We start from the raw sequence: 19,256 nt of genomic DNA on the forward strand, positions 1-19,256 counted from the left end.
CCCCGACCGGGCGGGGGTGGCGGCCGTCGCGTTCCCCGGTCGGGGGAATCGGCGGCGAACGCCGGGCCGGAGGCGAACCGTTGCGGCAGGATGCGGTCGCATGGACGCCGTACGGGTCGCGCTGCTGCGCGAGGTGCTCGCCGGAACGGAGTGGCTGGGGGCCACCCGACGGTTCGCGGCGGTGCTGCGCGGGTCCGTCGTGTCGCACGGGGGCGGGCTGCTGCTGGTGGGCACGGCGGAGTACGAGCCCTGGCACCTGGCGGCCCACCTGGTGGACGAGGCCGCGTGGTCCGGTACGCCGGAGCTGGCCCCCACTCTCGTGCGGCATCACCCGCGCCCCTCCGGTCCGGCGCACCTCGCGGTCGGCCTGGGGCGGATCGAGGCCGCCCGGCGGGGCGAGACCCTGCTGGTGGTGTCGCCGGAGGGGGACGCGCCGCTGCTGGAGCGGGTGTCGGACGCGCGGCGGGCCGGGGTGACCGTGCTGGCCCTCGGTCCCGGCGAGGCGGAGCTGACGGCGCTGGCGCACGAGACGCTGGCCGTGCCGGACGGCTCCGAGCTGGACCTGGACACCGTGCAGCACCTGGTGAGCGCGGCGGCGGGCGAGCACATGGTGCCCTCCCGGAAGGGACGCCGGCGTTTCCGGGACCGGCTGTCGAGGCTGGCGGAGTCCCTGACGGCCCCGCCGCCCGCCCCTTGGTGACCGTCCCCCGCCCGCGCCCCTTCCCGCCCCGTCCGGAGCGCCTCGCCCGGCGGAGCAGCTCGTCCGGCGGAGCGCTTCGCCGGCGGAGCGCCTCGCCCAGCGGGGCACCCGTCCGGCGAGCCCCGGGCCATCCGGCCCGCACCGCGCGGCCGTCCCGCGCCGGTGCCGCATCCGCCGCCGGTGCCCATCCGCACGGCGGTCGCCGCACCGGCGCGGGTCCGGTCAGTCGTCGTCCGTGGTCCCGGCTGCCGGGGCGTCGTGCCACCGGGGGTCGTTCTCCCACTGGAGGTTGCGCTCGCGGGCGGTCGCCATCGCGTGCTCGGCCTCGCCTCGGGTCGTGTACGGGCCGAAGCGGTCCTTGGCCGGGCACTCCGGCCCCTCCTCGACCTTCTTGTGCTCCAGGCAGTAGTACCACTCACCCGGCTTGCCGACGGTCCGCTTCTTGAACAGGGCCATGACCAGCTCCTCTCGCCACCGACATGTTCCCCCATGCCCGCTGGTTAGACTCGCTGGCATGTCTGGCCAGTCACTGCTCGTCCCCGGGGCGTTGTCCCCCATCCGTTCCGTGCCCGGAAACATCCGTCGTCCCGAGTACGTCGGCAAGCCCGCGCCGACCCCGTACACCGGGCCGGAGGTGCAGACGCCCGAGACGATCGAGGCGATGCGCGTCGCCGGCCGGATCGCCGCGCGGGCGATGGCGGAGGCCGCGAAGCTGATCGCGCCGGGTGTCACGACCGACGAGCTGGACAAGGTGGCGCACGAGTACATGTGCGACCACGGCGCCTACCCCTCGACGCTCGGCTACCGCGGCTTCCCCAAGTCGCTGTGCACGTCGGTCAACGAGGTGATCTGCCACGGCATCCCGGACTCGACGGTGCTGCGCGACGGCGACATCGTCAACCTCGACGTGACCGCGTACATCGGCGGGGTGCACGGCGACAACAACGCGACGTACCTGGTCGGGGACGTCGACGAGGAGAGCCGGCTGCTGGTGGAGCGGACCCGCGAGTCCCTCCACCGCGCGATCAAGGCGGTCAAGCCGGGCCGCCAGGTCAACATCATCGGCCGGGTCATCGAGTCGTACGCGAAGCGGTTCGGGTACGGGGTGGTGCGGGACTTCACGGGCCACGGGATCAACTCGTCGTTCCACTCCGGACTGATCATCCCGCACTACGACAGCCCACACGCGACGACCGTGATGCAGCCGGGGATGACGTTCACGATCGAGCCGATGCTGACGCTGGGGACGCACGAGTACGACATGTGGGACGACGGCTGGACGGTCGTGACGAAGGACCGGAAGCGGACGGCCCAGTTCGAGCACACGCTGGTGGTGACGGAGACGGGCGCGGAGATCCTCACGCTGCCGTAGCCCCACCCGGCCGCCCGCCCGTACCGCGGCGCGCCCGCGCACCTGCCCGCTCTCCTCGGAGGGCGGGCTTTTCGTCGTGGGGTTACGTTTTTACCGACCGGCCGTCGGAAAGGTTACCGACAGCGAGTCGGCAAGGCGTTGACTTAGGTAAGCCTAACCATAGAAAATCTGACCCATGGACTCCTTCTCGACAGTCATCCGCACCGCGTCCCACGAGCAGCACATGGAGGCCGAGACCTCGACGTTCATGAGTGACCTGCTCGGCGGCCGGCTCGGCGTCGACGCGTACGCGCGCTACACCGAGCAGCTGTGGTTCGTGTACGAGGCACTGGAGGCCGGGGCCGGGCGGCTGACGTCGGATCCGGTGGCGGGGCCGTTCGTCCGGCCGGAGCTGTTCCGGCTGCCGGCGCTGGAGCGGGACCTCGCCCATCTGCGGGGAGCCGACTGGCGGGCGGGGCTGTCCGCACTGCCGGCGACGCGGGCGTACGCGGAGCGGGTGCGCGCGTGCGCCGAGCGGTGGCCGGGCGGGTACATCGCCCACCACTACACCCGATACCTCGGCGACCTCTCCGGCGGACAGATCATCCGCGACAGGGCGGAGCGGACCTGGGGCTTCGAGAGGAAGGGCGACGGCGTCCGCTTCTACGTGTTCGAGGGGATCACCAACCCGGCCGCGTTCAAGCGCGGTTACCGGGAACTGCTGGACGCGGTGCGCGCGGACGACCTGGAGAAGCAGCGGATCGTGGCCGAGTGCAAGCGGGCGTTCGCCCTGAACACGGCGGTGTTCCGGGCGCTGGGCGAGGAGTTCCCGCTGTCGGCGTGAGCCGCGCCGGCGGACGGACCGGGCCCATGTCCCCACCACGGACCGAACCCGCCGCCCCGGGGCCACCCGTACGGGGCGCGAACGACCACGGACGCCCGCGGGGTCAGCGCTCCAGGAAGACCCGCCCGCCGATCTCGACCCAGCCGCACGGCTGCGGAGCCGTCAGGATCTGCGACCCCGCGCCCTGCGTGATGTTCAGTGCCCGGCCGAGCCGGTCCGTGAGGAGCAGGGCCGCCGCGCCCGTCGCCTCGTCCTCCTCGATGCCGTCGTCGCGGCCCGGGAACCCGCGCGCGCGGATCCGTCCGGCCGGCTCGTCCTCCCAGGCCCAGGCGTAGATCCACTCGCCGCGCGGCGGCACGGGCAGGTCGTCGACCTCGGCGGCGGTGGCGTACTGGCGCAGGGTGCGCGGCGGGGCCCACTCCGCGCGCGCCTCGATCCAGCTGAACTCGCCGTCCAGGCGGGCCCCCACCACCCCGGCGGGCGTGACGAGTTCGGGCACGTCGAGCAGCCAGGCCACGCCCACGCAGGGGTAGCCGGCGAAGGGCAGGCGCAGGGTGGGGGTGTAGATGTCGATGATCCCGCGCTCGGGGTCGTCGACGAACACCGTCTCGCTGAAGCCGAGTTTCGCCGCGAGTTCCTGCCGGTCGCTCCGCTCGGGCAGCAGGGAGCCCTCCCGTACGACACCCAGTTCGTTGCCGTAGCCGCCGTTGGGCGCGCAGAAGACGCGGAGCACGTCGTAATCAGTCACGCGGGCATTGAAACATCGTGCGGGAGGCGGAATGACCGCGGGCGGGAGGCGAGGGCCGCCCGGCGTTCGCACGACGTCACGTCGCCGCAAGACGGTGATGCGCCGATGAGCTGGCGAGCAAAGGTAAGAACGGCGCGGGACCACCCGGCTGCTGACCGCCGGACTGGTCCTGGGTCTTCTCGTGCTCGTGCCGGTCGCCGCCGGGCTGGGGCCCATCCGGTTCCCGTCGGGGACGTGCTGTCCTCCGTGCAGCACCGGACGGGGCTCTGCGGCGCGGAGTTGGACCGGTTCGGGGGCGCTTTGATTGTCCTTTGACGGATTCTTTGCGCCCGATATGGGAGCTCGTGATCATCTCGTGCTCATACAGCGTCTATGAGAGCTGAATCACGGACCGCACCGGTATCAGGCAGGTACGCCTCGGTTAAGTTAGGGCAGCCTCACCAATGTTTGTGAGCACTGTCACGCTGCTTTTCAGCCACCTTCCGGGAGCCCGTATGCGAGCCGTCAGACTCTCCGTCGTCACCGCCGCCGTCACCGCCGCGGCCCTGACCGCCGTGACCGGTTGCACGGAGAAGAGCGACGCCAAGGACGGCGACCGGGTCATCAACGTGACCGCGACCGACGACACTTGCGAGACCTCCACGAAGGAGATCGCCGCCGGGCACGTCGAACTCGCCATCGAGAACAAGGGTTCCAAGGTCACCGAGGTCTACGTCCTCTTCCCCGACGACCGGGTGGTGACCGAGCGCGAGAACATCGGCCCGGGCACCAAGCAGCGGGTCACCGCCGAAGTCAAGGCCGGCGACTACCAGATCGCCTGCAAGCCGGGCATGAAGGGCGACGGCATCCGCCAGGACCTCAAGGTCACCGGCGGCTCCGCCGCCCAGCGCGACCCGCGCCTGGACAAGGCCGTGGCCGCCTACCGCGCGTACGCGCAGACCCAGGCCGACGAGACGCTGCCCAAGGTCAGGACGTTCGTGGCGGCGGTCAAGTCCGGTGACCTGGAGGCCGCGAAGAAGGCCTACGCGCCCTCCCGCATCGGCTGGGAGCGCACCGAGCCGGTCGCCGAGTCCTTCGGCGACATCGACCCGAAGGTCGACGTCCGCGCGGACGGCCTGGAGGCCGGCCAGGAGTTCACCGGCTGGCACCGGCTGGAGAAGGCCCTCTGGCAGGACAAGAGGATCGGCACGGCGGAGAAGACCCTCGCCGACCAGCTGGTCACCGACCTGACGGACTGGCAGCAGCGGGTCGGCAAGGCCGAGATCACCCCGACCTCCATGGCCAACGGTGCCAAGGAACTCCTCGACGAGGTCGCCACCGGCAAGGTCACCGGCGAGGAGGAGCGCTACTCGCACACCGACCTCGTCGACTTCAAGGCCAACGTCGAGGGCGCGCAGAAGTCGTACGAGCTGCTCAAGCCGGTCGCCGAGGAGAACGACCCCGCCCTGGTCACCGAGCTGGACAAGCAGTTCGCCGCGCTCAACACGCTGCTGGACAAGTACCGCGCGAACACGGCCTCGTACGACTTCACCTCCTACGACAAGGTCGGCGCGGCCCAGCGCAAGGAGCTGTCGGACGCGGTGAACGCGCTCGCCGAGCCCCTGTCCAAGCTCGCCGCCGCCGTCGCGAAGTAACCGGGAGGCCGCTGCCATGACGGACCTGACGGACTCGCAGAGCACCCCGGTCACGCCGACCCGGCGCGCGCTGATCGGCTGGGGCGGTGCCGGCCTCGCGCTGGGGGCCGCCGCGGCCGGCGGCGCGGTCGCGATGGCCCGCACCGGGAACGACGCGGACCCGGCCGGCGCCGGGGCGGGCGCCGCCGTCGCCTTCCACGGCACGCACCAGGCAGGCATCGCCACCCCCGTCCAGGACCGGCTGCACTTCGCCGCGTTCGACGTGACCACCGACGACCGCGCCGAGTTCGTCCAGCTGCTGAAGGACTGGACGCGGGCGGCCCGGCGGATGACGGCCGGGAAGCCGGTCGGGGAGGGCGCGTACGGCGGGCTTGCCGAGGCGCCGCCGGACGACACCGGGGAGGCGCTGGGTCTCCGGCCGTCCCGGCTGACGCTGACCGTCGGCTTCGGACCGTCCCTGTTCGCCCGGTTCGGGCTCGACGGGCAGCGGCCCGAGGCGCTCGTCGACCTGCCGAAGTTCGCCGGGGACAACCTCGACCCGAGCCGCACCGGCGGCGACCTGTGCGTGCAGGCGTGCGCGGACGACCCGCAGGTCGCGGTGCACGCGATCCGCAACCTGGCCCGGATCGGCTTCGGCAAGGTCGTCATCCGCTGGTCGCAGCTCGGCTTCGGCAAGACCTCCTCCACCACGCCCGAGGCGCAGACCCCGCGCAACCTGATGGGCTTCAAGGACGGCACCCGCAACATCGCGGGCACCGAGACCGGCCGGCTGGAGAAGTTCGTCTGGGTCGGGAAGAAGGACGGGCCCGACTGGATGGTGGGCGGCTCCTACCTCGTGGCCCGCCGCATCCGGATGCACATCGAGACCTGGGACCGCACCTCCCTCCAGGAGCAGGAGGACATCTTCGGCCGCGACAAGGGCGAGGGCGCTCCCGTGGGCCGGGCCAAGGAGCGCGACGAGCCGTTCCTGAAGGCGATGAAGCCCGACGCGCACGTGCGGCTCGCGCACCCCGACTCCAACCGGGGGGCGACGATCCTGCGCCGCGGCTACTCCTTCACCGACGGCACCGACGGCCTGGGCCGCCTGGACGCGGGCCTGTTCTTCCTCGCCTACCAGCGGGACGTGCGCGAGGGGTTCGTCCGCATCCAGCGCAACCTCGCGTCCGACGCGCTCAACGAGTACATCCAGCACGTGGGTTCGGCGGTCTTCGCGATCCCGCCCGGCGTCCGGGACACGGACGACTGGTGGGGCCGGACGCTGTTCTCCGAGGAGGCGTAGCCCGTGTTCTCCAACTACCTGATCGGACTGCGCGAGGGCCTCGAGGCCAGCCTGGTCGTCTGCATCCTCATCGCCTACCTGGTGAAGACCGGACGCCGGGACGCCCTGAAGCCGGTGTGGGCGGGCATCGCCGTCGCCGTGCTGGTCGCGCTCGGCTTCGGATCCGTCCTCGAATTCGGCTCCCAGGAGCTGACGTTCGAGGCGCAGGAGGCGCTCGGCGGCTCCCTGTCGATCCTCGCCGTGGGCCTGGTGACGTGGATGGTGTTCTGGATGCGGCGCACCGCCCGGCACCTCCGGACCGAACTGCACGGCAAGCTGGACGCGGCCCTCGCGATGGGCACGGGCGCGCTGGTCGCCACCGCCTTCCTCGCCGTCGGCCGGGAGGGCCTGGAGACCGCGCTGTTCGTGTGGGCGTCGGTGCACGCGGCCGGCGACGGCACCCCGCGCCCGCTGATCGGCGTGGCCCTGGGCCTGGCGACGGCCGTCCTCCTCGGCTGGCTCTTCTACCGGGGCGCCCTGCGCATCAACCTCGCCAGGTTCTTCACCTGGACCGGCGGCATGCTGGTGGTCGTCGCGGCGGGCGTCCTGGCGTACGGCTTCCACGACCTCCAGGAGGCCGACTGGCTGCCGGGCCTGACCGACAAGGCCTTCGACATCAGCGGCACCATCCCGCCGGACAGCTGGTACGGCACCCTGCTGAAGGGCGTGTTCAACTTCCAGCCCGATCCGACGGTCCTTCAGGTCACGGTGTGGCTGCTGTACCTGGTCCCGACGCTCGCGCTGTTCCTCGCCCCGGTAGGGTTCGCCTCCGGGAAGGGGAAGGTGAACGCACCTGATGACCAGGGAACGCAGCCTGACGACCGGCCGTCCACGGCTCCGCAGGCGTGAGAGCAACGCACTCGTGGCGGCCTCGCTCGCCATCGTCTCGCTGACGGCGAGCGGATGCGTGGTGGTGCACGGGGAGCGCGAGGTGCTCCCCGCCGCCACCCGGGCCGAAGCCACCAAGGCGGTCCGGCAGTTCACGACCGCGTACAACAAGGCCGACGCGGCGTACGACGGTTCCCTGGACGCCGAGCACACCACCGGGGCGCTCGGCGCCATCGACGCGGCGCGGCTGAAGGCCGGTCGGGTCAACAACCCGGACGGCAACCCGCAGCACACGCCGCTGGTGCTGACGGACGTGCGGTACACCATCCCCAAGAAGGCGGGCTGGCCGCGCTGGTTCGTCGCCGACGCGCAGGCCAACAAGGGCGGTGACGCGCGCTGGCTGCTGGTGTTCACCCGCAACGCCCTGGCCGACCCGTGGCAGGCCGCGTACCTGACACTGGTGGCGCCGGGCGCGCTGCCGGAGTTCACCAAGGACAAGGACGGCTGGGCCGAGGCCGTACCGGCCGACTCCGCCGGACTGACGCGCCCGCCCGAGGAATTGAGCGAGGACTACGCGACCTACCTCCAGAACGGCGGGGGCACCTTCGCGGACGGCACGTACACCAGTGAGCTGCGCTCGGCGCGGGCGAAGAACTCCAGCAAGCCGGGACTGGCCACGCAGTACATCGACGAGGCGCTGACCAGCGGTGACTTCGCGCCGCTGGCGCTGCGCACCACGGACGGCGGCGCGCTGGTGTTCTTCACCACGCACCACTTCGTGAAGCAGACGGCCGCGGCGGGCGCCACGGTGCCGACGCCGAACGAGAACGTGCGGGCGCTGACGACCGGTGAGATCACGCAGTCGCTGACGATGGAGTTCGTCGCCAACGAGGTCGCCCTCGACCCGGCGAAGGGCTCGGGGGACGGGCAGGTGTCCCTGCTGAGCCGGCTGGAGGGGCTGACGGCGGCCAAGGGCGAGTGAACCAGCCCGTCGGCGTCCGCCCGGTCCCGCCGGGCGGCGCGAGCGCGGGGCGCGCTTCAGTGCCGTAGGGGCCAGGTCGCCGTGGCCTGGTCGGGCTTCTCGTCGGCGTACCTGGCGCAGGCGTCCGTCAGGGGCTCCAGGAGGGTCAGCGGGTCGGGCAGCGGGTGCTCGGGGCCGCGGAGCCAGTGCACCGCCCGGTCGTCGTCGCCGGGGAGGCGGGCGGGCGGGACGAGGACGTAGGAGCCCCGGCAGTGCCAGCGCAGGCCGGGGTGCTCGTCCATGGTCTCGGGGTGGCAGTCCAGCTCGCAGGGCCACCACTCGTCCTCGTCCTCGGGGGTGCCGCGGGTGAGGGTGAAGAAGAACATGCGGCCGTCGTCGCCGACGGCGACCGGGCCGACCTCGACGCCGGAGCCGAGCAGCCGGTCCAGGGCCTCCTGGCCGGCCTCCCGGGGCACGTCCAGGACGTCGTGCACCATGCCGGTCGCGGTGATGAAGTTGGCCTGCGGCTGGTGGCGGGCCCAGCGCTCGATCTGGGCGCGGTCGGTGGTGGACTGCGTCTGCCAGGCGAAGGAGACGGGGTGCCGGGCGGGGGTGGGACAGCCGACCCGGTCGCAGGAGCAGCGGTAGCCGGGGGCCGGGTACGCGGCGGGCGCGAGAGGAAGTCCCGCTTCGGCGGCGGCGAGCAGCAGGGCCTCACGGCCGCCGTCGTCGGCGGCGTCCTTCGGGCGGCGTCCCCGCAGCCACTGGGAGAGTTTGCCCTGCCGGCCGGTGCGGCCACCGAACTCCGCGCTCATCTATCCCCTCGCCTCGCCGTGGTGCGGACAGCATGCCCTATCGTCCCACCATCCTGCGCATCGGGGGTCCGGACCCCGCAATAGGGGCAGGTGGGACGAGCGGTACGGATGGGTCTCGCGGGGCCGAAGGGACACGGCGCTACCGGGGTGCGAGGCCGTGGAGGGCGTAGTCGACGAGGGTGTCGGTGTACTCGTGGGAGATCGGGCCGGTGTGCTGGAGCCAGCGCTGGGCGAGCGGGGAGACGAAGAGTTCCAGGGCGATGCGCGGGTCGACGTCGGTGCGGACGTGCCCGGCGTCCTGGGCGGAGCGCAGGCGGTCGACGTACAGCTGGAGCTGGGGTTCGAGGAGTTTGGCGACGAACTCGCGGCCGAGCTTCTCGTTGACGAGGCCCTCGGCGGCCAGGGCGCGCGAGGGGGCCTCGAAGCGGGGGTCGAGGAGTTCGTCGACGGTGGCGCGCAGGACGGCCTTGAGGTCGGCGGCGAGGTCGCCGGTGTCGGGGATGGCGTAGGGCTCCTGCCCCGCGGCCTCGGCCGCCTGCTCGCCGAGGTCGAGGAACGCCTCCAGCAGGACGTCGGCCTTCGAGCCCCACCAGCGGTAGATGGTCTGCTTGCCGACGCCCGCGCGGGCGGCGATGCCCTCGATCGTGGTTCTCGGGTAGCCGGCCTCCGCGACCAGGGCGAGGGCGGCTTCGTAGATGGCGCGCCGGGACCGCTCGCTACGGCGGGTGGTGTCGGGGGCCGGCTTTCCGGACTGGGTGACCATGGGACGACGGTACCAAGGGGGTGAGACGGGGCGTCTCGCCGACGTGCTCGACGGAGGGTCTACACGGCCTCTCCGGGATAGCGGACCCCGATCCGCCGCCGGATCGCGTCCAGCGTGCGCATCACCGCGAGGGTGCCGTCGAGCGGGACGAGCGGGGACTCGGTCTCGCCGGCCCGGATCGCGCGCATGACCTCGCGGGCCTCGTGCCGGAAGGTGGTGCGCGGACCGTCGGCCGGATCGGCGGCGAACTCCTCCGGGTCGCGGCCGGCGCGGTGCAGCACGAAACGGTCGGGGTGGAAGAAGCCGGACGGGATGTCGATGCGGCCGCGCGAGCCGGTCACGGAGGCGGAGGTGCCCGTGCCGCCCACGACGGAGCAGTGCAGGGCGGCGAGCGCGCCGGACTCCCAGGACAGGGCGGCCACCGTCTGGAGGTCGACGCCCTCGGCCGAGATCACGGCCTGCGCGGAGATGCCGGCGGGTTCGCCCAGCAGCAGCTGGGCGAAGGAGACGGGGTAGACGCCGAGGTCGAGGAGGGCGCCGCCGCCCTGGGCGGGGTCGCGCAGCCGGTGCGAGGGCGGGAAGGGACCTTCGAGCCCGAAGTCGGCCTGCACGGTCCGCACCTCGCCGATCGCGCCGTCGTCGACCAGCGCCTTCAGACGGCGGATCAGCGGGTTGCAGGACATCCACATGGCCTCCATGAGGAAGCGCCCGTTGTCCCGGGCCAGCGCGACGAGTTCCTCCGCCTCGCGGACGTTCAGCGTGAACGGCTTCTCGCACAGCACGTTCCGTCCGGCCTTCAGGCACAGGCCGGCGGCGGCCCGGTGGGCGGCGTGCGGGGTGGCGACGTAGACGACATCGACGTCCTCGTCCCAGGCCAGCGCGTCCCAGTCGCCGTACGCCCGGGATATCCCGAAGCGATCGGCGAAGGCCCGCGCCGAGGCCTCGGTGCGCGAGGCGACCGCCACCACCTCCGCATCCGGCAGGTCGATCAGGTCCGCCGTGAAGGCGGCGGCGATCCCGCCGGTCGCCAGGATTCCCCACCGCACGCTGTCCGTCGTCATCCGCCCCACCCTCGTGCCGTCCCAGCAGTCCGTTCGAGCTGAGAGCATAAGTGCCGGAGACTTCGGAGAGGGAGGGGCCACATGCCCGAGGGAGGGGCGCCGGTACCGGGCGTGTCGTACACGGCCGAGCCGAGGACGGGGCGGCCGCCGCGCACACAGCGCCGGACCGGGCTGCTCCTCGTCCTCGTCCTGGGCGGCCTGACCGCCACTCCACCGCTCGCGATGGACATGTACCTCCCGGCACTCCCGGAGGTCACCCGCGCCCTGCACGCGCCCGCCGCGACCGTCCAGCTCACGCTGACCGCCTGCCTGGCCGGCATGGCCCTGGGGCAGCTGGTGGTCGGCCCGATGAGCGACCGCTGGGGGCGCCGGCGCCCGCTGCTCGCCGGACTGGCCGTGTACGTGGTGGCGACCGCGCTGTGCGCGCTGGCCCCGACGCTCGAGATGCTGGTCGCCTTCCGGCTGGCGCAGGGGCTCGCGGGCGCGGCCGGCATCGTGATCGCGCGGGCGGTGGCACGCGACCTGTACGACGGCGTGGCGATGGCCCGCTTCTTCTCCACCCTGATGCTGGTCTCGGGGGTGGCCCCGGTCGTGGCGCCGCTGATCGGCGGGCAGATCCTGCGGGTGACGGACTGGCGGGGCGTGTTCGTGGTGCTCACCGTGGTCGGCGCGCTGCTGGCCGTGGTGGTGGCGGCGAAGCTCCCGGAGACACTGCCCTCGGCGCAACGCCACTCGGGCGGCGTGGGCGAGGCCCTGCGCTCGATGCGCGGCCTGCTCGCCGACCTGCCCTTCGCCGGCTACCTCCTCACCGGCGGCTTCACCTTCGCCGCGCTCTTCGCCTACATCTCGGCCTCCCCGTTCGTCGTCCAGGAGATCTACGGCGCCTCACCACAGACCTTCAGCCTGCTGTTCGGCCTGAACTCGATCGGACTCGTGCTGGTCGGCCAGGTCAACGGCAAGGTGCTGGTGGGCCGGGTCCGCCTGGACCGGGTCCTGGCCGCCGGCCTGACGGTCGTCACGCTGGCGGCGACCGCCCTGCTCCTGATGGCGACCGGCGTGTTCGGCGAGGTGGGACTGCTCCCGGTGGCCGCCGCCCTGTTCGTCCTGATGTCGGCGATGGGCGTCGCCCTGCCCAATGCGCAGACCCTCGCCCTGATGCGCGTGCGTCACTCCGCCGGTTCCGCCTCCGCCCTGCTGGGCACGTCCTCCTTCCTCATCGGCGCGATCGCCTCCCCGCTCGTGGGGATCGCCGGGGAGGACACCGCCGTCCCGATGGCCGTCGTCCAACTGGCGGCCGCACTGGTGGCCCTGGCCTGCTTCATGGGAATGTGCCGTCCCTGGACGAACGCGGGGGCGGAGGGAGAGGACAGCTGAGCGCACCGAGACTGCGCGTCGACACCCCGGAACGTGCCGGGCTCGACCCCGAGGAGATGCGTCACCTCGTCCGCGAGGTCCACGCCCTCACCACCGGCGACCGCCCCTGGGCGGCGGGCGCCGTCGTGGTCGCCGGGCGCGGCCCGGTGATCGCCGTGCAGGAGGCGGCGGGCTGGGCGGTGCGGTACGCGCGGTACGACCCCGAGACGGGCGCCGGCGTGGAGCTGCCGCGCTCCGCCCGCGTCCCGGCGACCGTCGACACCCCCTTCGACCTGGCCTCCCTCACCAAGCTGTTCACGGCGGTCGCGGCGGTCCAGCAGATCGAGCGGGGCACCCTCGGCATCGACGCCCGGGTGGGCGCCTACCTGCCCGACTTCCGCGCGGCCGCCGCGCACGACATCACGGTCCGCCGGCTCCTCACCCACACGTCCGGCCTCCGCCCCGACCTGCCCCTGTACGACTGCGCGGACGACGCCGAACGTCTGGACCTGCTGCGCGCCGAGGCCCCGACCGGCGAACCCGGCACCTACCTCTACTCCGACCTGAACATGCTGCTGCTCCAGCAGCTCCTGGAACGCCTGACCGGCCGCGCCCTCGACGTCCTCGTGCACGACGGGATCACCCGGCCGCTGGGGATGACGTCGACCGGCTTCGGCCCGTGCCCCGGCGCGGCGGCCACCGAGGACCAGCGACGCCCCTGGGCCAAGGCCGACCGGGGCATGCTGCGGGGCGTCGTCCACGACGAGAACGCCTGGGCGCTGGGCGGGGTGGCCGGTCACGCGGGCCTGTTCTCCACGGGCCGCGACCTGGCCGTGTTCTGCCGGACCCTGCTGGCGGGCGGCTCCTACGGCCCCGCGCGCATCCTCGGCCCCGACTTCGTCGAACTCCTCCTGACCCCACCGGGCCTGGGCTTCGCCGTGGACCAGCCGTGGTTCATGGGCGAGCTGGCGGGCCGGGGCGCGGCGGGGCACACGGGGTTCACGGGGACGTCGCTGGTCCTGGACCCGGCGACGGACACGTTCCTGGTGCTGCTGGCGAACACGGTGCACCCGAGACGCCGCGAGCCGGACAGCAGACCGCGGGCGCGGGCGGCGACGCGCTTGGCGCGGGCGGTGATCCCGAGCCCGTCCGGGGGCGTGTGAGTTCGGCATCCTGGGGGCGGGGTGGGGTGAGAGCGGCTCGGCCGGAACCCTGCCGGGGGGGTGGGGTGAGAGCGGCTCGGCCGGAGCCCTGCCGGGGGGTGCGGTCAGTCCGTTCGGGACCTTGTGGGCGGGGCTGGGGGTGCCGTCAGCTCGGCCGGGACCTTGCGGGGCGGGGTGGGTGGGAGTGCCGTCAGCGTGGCCGGGATCCTGCGGGGCGGGGTGGGAGTGCCACCAGCCCGGCCGAGACCAGCGGACCAGGCTGGGAGTGCCACCAGCCCAGTCGGGACCCAGCGGACCAGGGTGGGCGCGATCAGCCCGGCCGAGACCAGCGGACCAGGGTGGGCGCGATCAGCCCGTCGGGGACCCTGCCGACGAGGGGTGCGATCAGTCCGTCCGGCGTTGCCAACTCTGGGGATCCGAGGACGAGAGCCCGTTCGGGACCGCGGCGGGGGTCCGGGGCGGCAGCCCCCGGGTCGACGGCGGTCCGTCTCGGCCGACCGAGACGGAGGGCCGGGATCGCACAGGTCCCGGGGGCCCGACACGGCAGCCCCCCGAGGCGACGACGGTCGCCCCTCGGCCGACCAAGTCGCGGGCGCGGTGGGCACAGGCCCCCGGGAGTCCCGGGCGGGCAGCCTTACGCCGACAGCGGTCATCCCTCGGCCGACCGAGACGGGGGCCCGGTGGACACAGGTCCCCCGGGAGCCCCGGGCGGCAACCCCGGGCCGACGACGGTCGCCTCTCGGCCGACCGAAGTCGCCCCTCACCGACCAAGACCGGGGGCACACGTCCCGGGGTCTCGGGCGGAGCCCCCGGCGAGGTCGGGGTCGGCGTCGGCGCACATACAATCGCCGGGTGAACGACCCCGTATCCCCGGCGGACGCCCTCCGCGCCCTGCTCGACGGTCTTCCGCCCCGGCAGGCCGCCGCAGCCGTGGACCGGCTGATCGCCAACTACCGGGGCGCCACCCCCACCGACGCCCCCATCCTGCGCGACCGCGCCGACGTGGCCGCGTACGCCGCGTACCGGATGCCGGCGACCTTCGAGGCGGTGCGCTCGGCGCTCGAGGCGTTCGCGGACGCCGTGCCCGAGTGGGCGCCCGGCAGCCATGTGGACGTCGGCGGCGGCACCGGCGCGGCGACCTGGGCGGTCGCCGCGACCTGGGACGGGGAGCGTCCGGTGACCGTCCTCGACTGGGCGGAGCCGGCGCTGGCCCTGGGCCGGGAGATCGCCGCCGCGAACCCGGCGCTGCGGGACGTCCGGTGGCGGCGCGCCCGCATCGGCTCGGCGCTCACCCTCGACGCCACCGACCTGGTCACCGTCTCCTACGTCCTGAACGAGCTGCCCGCCGGCGACCGCGCCGCCCTCGTGGACGCCGCCGCGGCCGCCGCGCAGGCCGTGGTGATCGTCGAGCCCGGCACGCCGGACGGCTACGCGAGGATCATCGAGGCCCGCGACCGCCTCGTCGCCGCCGGTTTCCGGGTCGCCGCGCCCTGCCCGCACAGCGCCGCCTGCCCGATCGCCCCGGGTACCGACTGGTGCCACTTCTCGGCGCGGGTCAGCCGTTCCTCGCTGCACCGGCAGGTCAAGGGCGGCTCCCTGCCTTACGAGGACGAGAAGTTCAGCTACGTCGCGGCCGCCCGCTTCCCGGTCGACCCGGCCCCCTCCCGGGTGGTGCGACGGCCGCAGATCCGCAAGGGCCAGGTGCTCCTCGACCTGTGCGAGGCCGAGGAGCGGCTGGACCGGACGACGGTGACCAAGCGCCACGGCGACCTGTACAAGGCGGCGCGCGACGCCGACTGGGGCGACGCCTGGCCGCCGGCCGACCAGGTGACGTAGGACGCGGCCGCGCTGATCGGCGCGCCCGGCTCAGGCGGGCGATACCCCGGCTCAGGTGGGCGATACCCCCGGCTCAGGCGGGCGGTCCGGCCCGCGGGCCGGTCTCGCCGGATGGTGGACGAACGCGTTCCGCGTGATGGGCGCTGCCGTACGCTGCGGGCCCATGAACAACGCCATGCGAACCGCCGAACAGGCTTCCCGGCGGACGAGGATCGCCGTGGTCACCGGCGCCGGTTCCGGTATCGGCCGCGCGGTGGCCGTGGAACTGCTGCGCGCGGGCTGGTCGGTGGCCCTGGCGGGCCGCCGCGCCGAGACACTGGAGGAGACGGCCGCGCTGGTGCCCGAGGGCGCGCGTCTCGCCGTACGGACGGACGTCTCACGCCCCGACGACGTGGCGGCGCTCTTCGCCGCCGTGCGCGACCGGTTCGGGCGGCTCGACCTGCTGTTCAACAACGCGGGGACGTTCGGCCCGGGAGGGGTGCCCTTCGAGGACCTGCCCCACGAAGCCTGGCGGCACGTGGTGGACACCAACCTCAACGGGGCGTTCCTGTGCGCGCAGGCGGCGTACCGGCAGATGAAGGAGCAGGACCCGCGCGGCGGACGGATCATCAACAACGGTTCCGTCTCCGCGCACACGCCCCGCCCGCACTCGGCGCCCTACACCGCCACCAAGCACGCCCTCACCGGTCTCACCAAGTCGCTGTCGCTGGACGGGCGGGCGTACGGCATCGCGGTCGGGCAGATCGACATCGGCAACGCGGCGACCGACATGACGGCCCGCATGCAGACGGGGGCGCTCCAGGCCAACGGTGAGATCGCGCCGGAACCGGTGATGGACGTCGCCGACGTGGCGCGCACCGTACGGCACATGGCGGAGCTGCCGCTGGAGGCGAACGTGCAGTTCGCGACGGTGCTGGCGACGGCGATGCCGTACGTGGGACGTGGCTGAACGGTCAACCTCCACAAGCGGAATGCGACAGTCCGTACCCTTACGTCCGGTCGGAGGCTTATGCTCGACCCATCTCCACAAGAGCTTCACACTTGGGGGCCGGGCTTCCACCGACCGCACCGAGGGGGAGGACGGCAGCCGTTCCACGGCACCGGATGGGGGTGGGCCCCGCGGGATACCGCGGGGTACGCACCGGACCGTGGAACGGCTGCCGCACCACGGGGAGTTCCGGGCGCTCGGGCCACGTACCGGCCCGGTCGGCCGCGCCAACCCGGCAGGGCGTACCCGTCCCGTGAGCCGCACCCGCCCGGTGAGGTGACCGCCCGGTGAGGTGGACTCTCACCGCCCGAGTATCCGGTCGGCCTCGGCCGCCTGCTCGGCGGTGAGCGGTCCCTTGGCGATCGCGCCCGCGTTCTCCTCCGCCTGGTCGACCGAGCGGAAGCCGGGGATCGGCACGGTCCGCGGACTGCGCGCCCACAACCACGCGAGGGCCCCCTGGGCGAGCGTACGGCCGCCGCTGGTGAGGACGTCCTGGAGGGCCTCGACCCGGTCCAGCCACTCCGGATCCGCACCGGACCCGTCCGCGAACCCCTTCAGCCAGGCCGGCGGACGGCTGCGGATGTCCCCCGCCTCCAGGGGCTGCCGGGCCCGGCGCTTCCCGCCCAGCAGCCCCATGGCCAGCGGGCTGCGGTTGACGCTCGCGAGGTTCAGCTCCTCGCACAGGGCGAGCATCTCGGGCGCGTCCTGAAGCACGTTGGCGGCGTGCTGGACGGCCGCACAGTGCCGTCCCTCGGCGAACACGGCGGCGCGGGCCGGGTCGTCGGTGCTCCAGGCGTAGGCGCGGACCAGCCCCTCCGACACGAACTCCTCGCACAGGTCGCGCAGTTCGGCCGCCTGCGCGGGGTCGGCGTCGGAGAGGTGCAGTTGGTACAGGTCGACGCGGTCGGTGCCGAGCCGGGCGAGGGAGGCGGTGAGGGCGGCACGCGCGTGCTCGACGGACGCGTCCTGCCCGTACAGCGTCCGGGTGCGCTCGTCGAAGAGGTTGCCCCACTTGGTGGCGACGACGACCTCGTCCCGCCGTTTGCCGAGGGCCCGCCCGAGGATGCGTTCGCTGTGCCCGGCGCCGTACACATCGGCGGTGTCGAAGAAGGTGACGCCGAGGTCGAGGGCGCGACGCACCGCCCGTACGGACTCCTCGTCGTCGACCGTGCCCCAGCCGAGCGGCTGCCCGTCGGGGTCCTGCCACTCACCGCCGATGGCCCAGCAGCCGAAGCCGAGGGCGCTGACCTGTATGCCGCTTCGTCCCAGTGTCCGGTTGTTCTCCATGCCCGGGAACGCTACGAGTTCGAGCGCACCCGAAGGCAAGGGCCCGGCCGCCGGCCGGCTGTTTACGCCTGCCCGGTCTCGAAGCGGGAGATCCGTCCGTCGTCCTCCACGACGAAGCGCCACTTGGTGCGCATCTCGCCCCAGGTGTCGTTGCTGTAGCGGGCGAGGAGGACGCGGCCGCCGTTCGACTCGTTGTCGACCTCCATGTGGCCGTGGGAGGAGAAGATCTCCCGGTCGATCCACTCGCCGAGGTCACGGTCGGAACCGTCGTCCGCCATGGTCGCGTCGGGTGTGAGGAGGGCCAGGAAGGCCTCCCGGTCATGGGCGTTGACGGCGGCGACGAAGGCCCGGACGGCCGGGTCGGTGAGTTTTCCGGTCTGGATCGTCATACGCGTCAGCGTCACACCGCTCCCGGGGGCCCGCCACCCGAACGGCGCCCAGGACGGGCCGAACGGGTGTGAAGGGTGCGACGGTGGACACGCGGAGGGGGTCATCGCCGTCGTCTGGAGTTCACCGTGACTAGTTTCGACCGACGTGATCTGGGCCTGCTGCTGCTTCGGCTGGGCACCGGAGGAGTGCTGGTGGCCCACGGCACACAGAAGCTGTTCGGCTGGTTCGGCGGGCACGGCCTGGAGGGGACCGGCCAGTTCATGGAGTCCGTCGGCTACATGCCCGGCAAGGCGAGCGCCACGGCGGCGGGCCTCGCGGAGACCGGCGGCGGCACGCTGCTGGCGCTGGGCCTGGCCACCCCGGCGGCGGGCGCGGCGGCGGCCGGCGCGATGGCGGGCGCGTCCGCCGTCCACGTACCCAACGGCTTCTTCGCACAGAGCGGCGGCTACGAGTACGCGGCCTCCCTCGGCCTGACCGGCGCGGCCCTCGCCATCACCGGCCCCGGCCGCCTCTCCCTCGACCACGTTCTCGGCCACACGGTCAACCGGGGCTGGATGGTCTCCACGGCCCTGGGCGTGACGGCGGCGGCCACCGCGGTGATCGTGGGCCTGCGCACCCAGCGGCTGCGGAAGCGGGAGGAGGGCGAGCAGGAGGCACTGTTCGAGGAGTGACCCGCGTCCCCCTCCCGGCCTGGCAGGCTGCGTCCATGACCGACCAGCACCCGGACCCCCGTCCCGCCCCCGCCGACCTCTGGCCCACCATCGACGCCCTGTGGACCTGGCTGGACGCCGACCAGCGGGTCGGCGGCCGGGAGGCCCTGCTGCTGCGCATGCTGAAGCTGTCGGAGGAGGTCGGCGAGGCCGCCCAGGCGGTGATCGGCGCGACCGGCCAGAACCCCCGCAAGGGCACCACCCACACCTGGCAGGACGTCGAGTCCGAACTGTGCGACGTCGCCATCACGGCACTGCTGGCCCTGCGGACCCTGACCCCGGACGCGCCGGAGGTCTTCACCCGCCACCTGTCCCGGGTGGCGGACCGATCGCTGGACACGACCGCCCCGTGAGACCCGTGAGACCCGGGCGCCGTGGTCGGCGCAGGCCGGACACCCTTTTCCCTGACCAAGGCGTACGCATGGCGCAGGACGTGGAACCCGTACTGACAGCGCCCCTCAGCCCCTCGTCGACCAGCGAGTGCGCGGCGCGGGGAGCTGAGGCGG

General features: G+C 73.2%; 20 protein-coding genes. 13 read left to right on the forward strand and 7 right to left on the reverse strand.

The window, feature by feature from the left end; genetic code table 11:
* Positions 1-100: 100 nt before the first annotated feature.
* Complete coding sequence (locus tag ACF1A1_RS02800) at positions 101-700, forward strand: hypothetical protein (protein ID WP_391644722.1); 600 nt, start codon at positions 101-103, stop codon at positions 698-700.
* 222 nt (positions 701-922) lie between these two features.
* On the opposite strand, the gene ACF1A1_RS02805 is transcribed toward ACF1A1_RS02800, so the two are convergent.
* Positions 923-1,156, reverse strand: a complete 234-nt coding sequence (locus ACF1A1_RS02805; protein WP_391644724.1) for a hypothetical protein — start codon at positions 1,154-1,156, stop codon at positions 923-925.
* Positions 1,157-1,214: 58 nt separating this feature from the next.
* Here ACF1A1_RS02805 and map point away from each other — a divergent pair, with 58 nt between their 5' ends.
* A complete protein-coding gene (map, locus tag ACF1A1_RS02810) occupies positions 1,215-2,072 on the forward strand; it encodes a type I methionyl aminopeptidase (RefSeq protein ID WP_391644726.1) in 858 nt (285 codons plus the stop codon).
* A 175-nt stretch (positions 2,073-2,247) separates the two neighbouring features.
* Positions 2,248-2,895, forward strand: a complete 648-nt coding sequence (locus ACF1A1_RS02815; protein ID WP_391644728.1) for a heme oxygenase (biliverdin-producing) — start codon at positions 2,248-2,250, stop codon at positions 2,893-2,895.
* 103 nt (positions 2,896-2,998) lie between these two features.
* Here the strand turns inward: ACF1A1_RS02815 and ACF1A1_RS02820 are convergent, their stop codons facing one another.
* Positions 2,999-3,643 (reverse strand): PhzF family phenazine biosynthesis protein, encoded by a 645-nt coding sequence (locus ACF1A1_RS02820; RefSeq protein ID WP_391644730.1) that lies wholly within the window; start codon positions 3,641-3,643, stop codon positions 2,999-3,001.
* A gap of 494 nt (positions 3,644-4,137) precedes the next feature.
* On the opposite strand from ACF1A1_RS02820, the gene efeO reads away from it, so the two are divergent.
* From efeO to ACF1A1_RS02840, 4 genes are read left to right on the forward strand one after another with little or no spacing between them, the layout of a single operon-like run.
* Positions 4,138-5,277 (forward strand): iron uptake system protein EfeO, encoded by a 1,140-nt coding sequence (gene efeO / locus ACF1A1_RS02825; RefSeq protein WP_391644732.1) that lies wholly within the window; start codon positions 4,138-4,140, stop codon positions 5,275-5,277.
* A gap of 16 nt (positions 5,278-5,293) precedes the next feature.
* Entirely contained in the window at positions 5,294-6,556 is a 1,263-nt protein-coding gene (efeB, locus tag ACF1A1_RS02830) for an iron uptake transporter deferrochelatase/peroxidase subunit (protein WP_391644734.1), read from the forward strand.
* A gap of 3 nt (positions 6,557-6,559) precedes the next feature.
* The gene (gene efeU / locus ACF1A1_RS02835) at positions 6,560-7,444 is read left to right on the forward strand and encodes an iron uptake transporter permease EfeU (protein WP_391644736.1); all 885 of its coding nucleotides are present in this window, start codon (positions 6,560-6,562) and stop codon (positions 7,442-7,444) included.
* Positions 7,392-8,405: a hypothetical protein gene (locus ACF1A1_RS02840; RefSeq protein WP_391644738.1), complete on the forward strand. Its 1,014-nt coding sequence runs from the start codon at positions 7,392-7,394 to the stop codon at positions 8,403-8,405. The genes efeU and ACF1A1_RS02840 overlap by 53 nt, the downstream gene beginning before the upstream one ends.
* Positions 8,406-8,461: 56 nt before the next feature.
* Here the strand turns inward: ACF1A1_RS02840 and ACF1A1_RS02845 are convergent, their stop codons facing one another.
* From ACF1A1_RS02845 to ACF1A1_RS02855, 3 genes are all read right to left on the reverse strand, one after another.
* Complete coding sequence (locus ACF1A1_RS02845; protein WP_391644740.1) at positions 8,462-9,199, reverse strand: bifunctional DNA primase/polymerase; 738 nt, start codon at positions 9,197-9,199, stop codon at positions 8,462-8,464.
* Positions 9,200-9,338: 139 nt separating this feature from the next.
* Complete coding sequence (locus ACF1A1_RS02850) at positions 9,339-9,962, reverse strand: TetR/AcrR family transcriptional regulator (protein ID WP_391644742.1); 624 nt, start codon at positions 9,960-9,962, stop codon at positions 9,339-9,341.
* 59 nt (positions 9,963-10,021) lie between these two features.
* A complete protein-coding gene (locus tag ACF1A1_RS02855; RefSeq protein ID WP_391644744.1) occupies positions 10,022-11,023 on the reverse strand; it encodes a Gfo/Idh/MocA family protein in 1,002 nt (333 codons plus the stop codon).
* Between the two features lie 81 nt (positions 11,024-11,104).
* On the opposite strand from ACF1A1_RS02855, the gene ACF1A1_RS02860 reads away from it, so the two are divergent.
* The 4 genes from ACF1A1_RS02860 to ACF1A1_RS02875 all read left to right on the forward strand — a co-directional run bounded on the left by ACF1A1_RS02860 (position 11,105) and on the right by ACF1A1_RS02875 (position 16,324).
* Positions 11,105-12,397, forward strand: a complete 1,293-nt coding sequence (locus ACF1A1_RS02860; protein WP_391644746.1) for a multidrug effflux MFS transporter — start codon at positions 11,105-11,107, stop codon at positions 12,395-12,397.
* Positions 12,352-13,539, forward strand: coding sequence for a serine hydrolase domain-containing protein (locus ACF1A1_RS02865; protein ID WP_391644748.1), 1,188 nt, complete (start codon positions 12,352-12,354; stop codon positions 13,537-13,539). Before ACF1A1_RS02860 ends, ACF1A1_RS02865 begins: the two co-directional genes overlap by 46 nt.
* A gap of 852 nt (positions 13,540-14,391) precedes the next feature.
* Entirely contained in the window at positions 14,392-15,375 is a 984-nt protein-coding gene (locus tag ACF1A1_RS02870) for a small ribosomal subunit Rsm22 family protein (RefSeq protein ID WP_391644750.1), read from the forward strand.
* Positions 15,376-15,538: 163 nt separating this feature from the next.
* Positions 15,539-16,324, forward strand: coding sequence for an SDR family oxidoreductase (locus tag ACF1A1_RS02875; protein ID WP_391644752.1), 786 nt, complete (start codon positions 15,539-15,541; stop codon positions 16,322-16,324).
* A 339-nt stretch (positions 16,325-16,663) separates the two neighbouring features.
* Here ACF1A1_RS02875 and ACF1A1_RS02880 read toward each other — a convergent pair whose 3' ends face one another.
* Positions 16,664-17,650, reverse strand: coding sequence for an aldo/keto reductase (locus ACF1A1_RS02880; protein WP_391644754.1), 987 nt, complete (start codon positions 17,648-17,650; stop codon positions 16,664-16,666).
* A 62-nt stretch (positions 17,651-17,712) separates the two neighbouring features.
* Positions 17,713-18,039, reverse strand: a complete 327-nt coding sequence (locus tag ACF1A1_RS02885) for a nuclear transport factor 2 family protein (protein ID WP_391644756.1) — start codon at positions 18,037-18,039, stop codon at positions 17,713-17,715.
* Positions 18,040-18,165: 126 nt separating this feature from the next.
* Between ACF1A1_RS02885 and ACF1A1_RS02890 the strand changes: the two genes are divergently transcribed.
* Positions 18,166-18,711: a DoxX family protein gene (locus tag ACF1A1_RS02890; protein WP_391644758.1), complete on the forward strand. Its 546-nt coding sequence runs from the start codon at positions 18,166-18,168 to the stop codon at positions 18,709-18,711.
* A gap of 35 nt (positions 18,712-18,746) precedes the next feature.
* Positions 18,747-19,103, forward strand: a complete 357-nt coding sequence (locus ACF1A1_RS02895; RefSeq protein WP_391644760.1) for a MazG-like family protein — start codon at positions 18,747-18,749, stop codon at positions 19,101-19,103.
* Positions 19,104-19,256 lie beyond the last annotated feature (153 nt).

Origin of the sequence: Streptomyces sp. NPDC014995 (assembly GCF_043080745.1) — a bacterium.
In the GTDB taxonomy this organism is placed as follows: Bacteria; Actinomycetota; Actinomycetes; order Streptomycetales; family Streptomycetaceae; genus Streptomyces.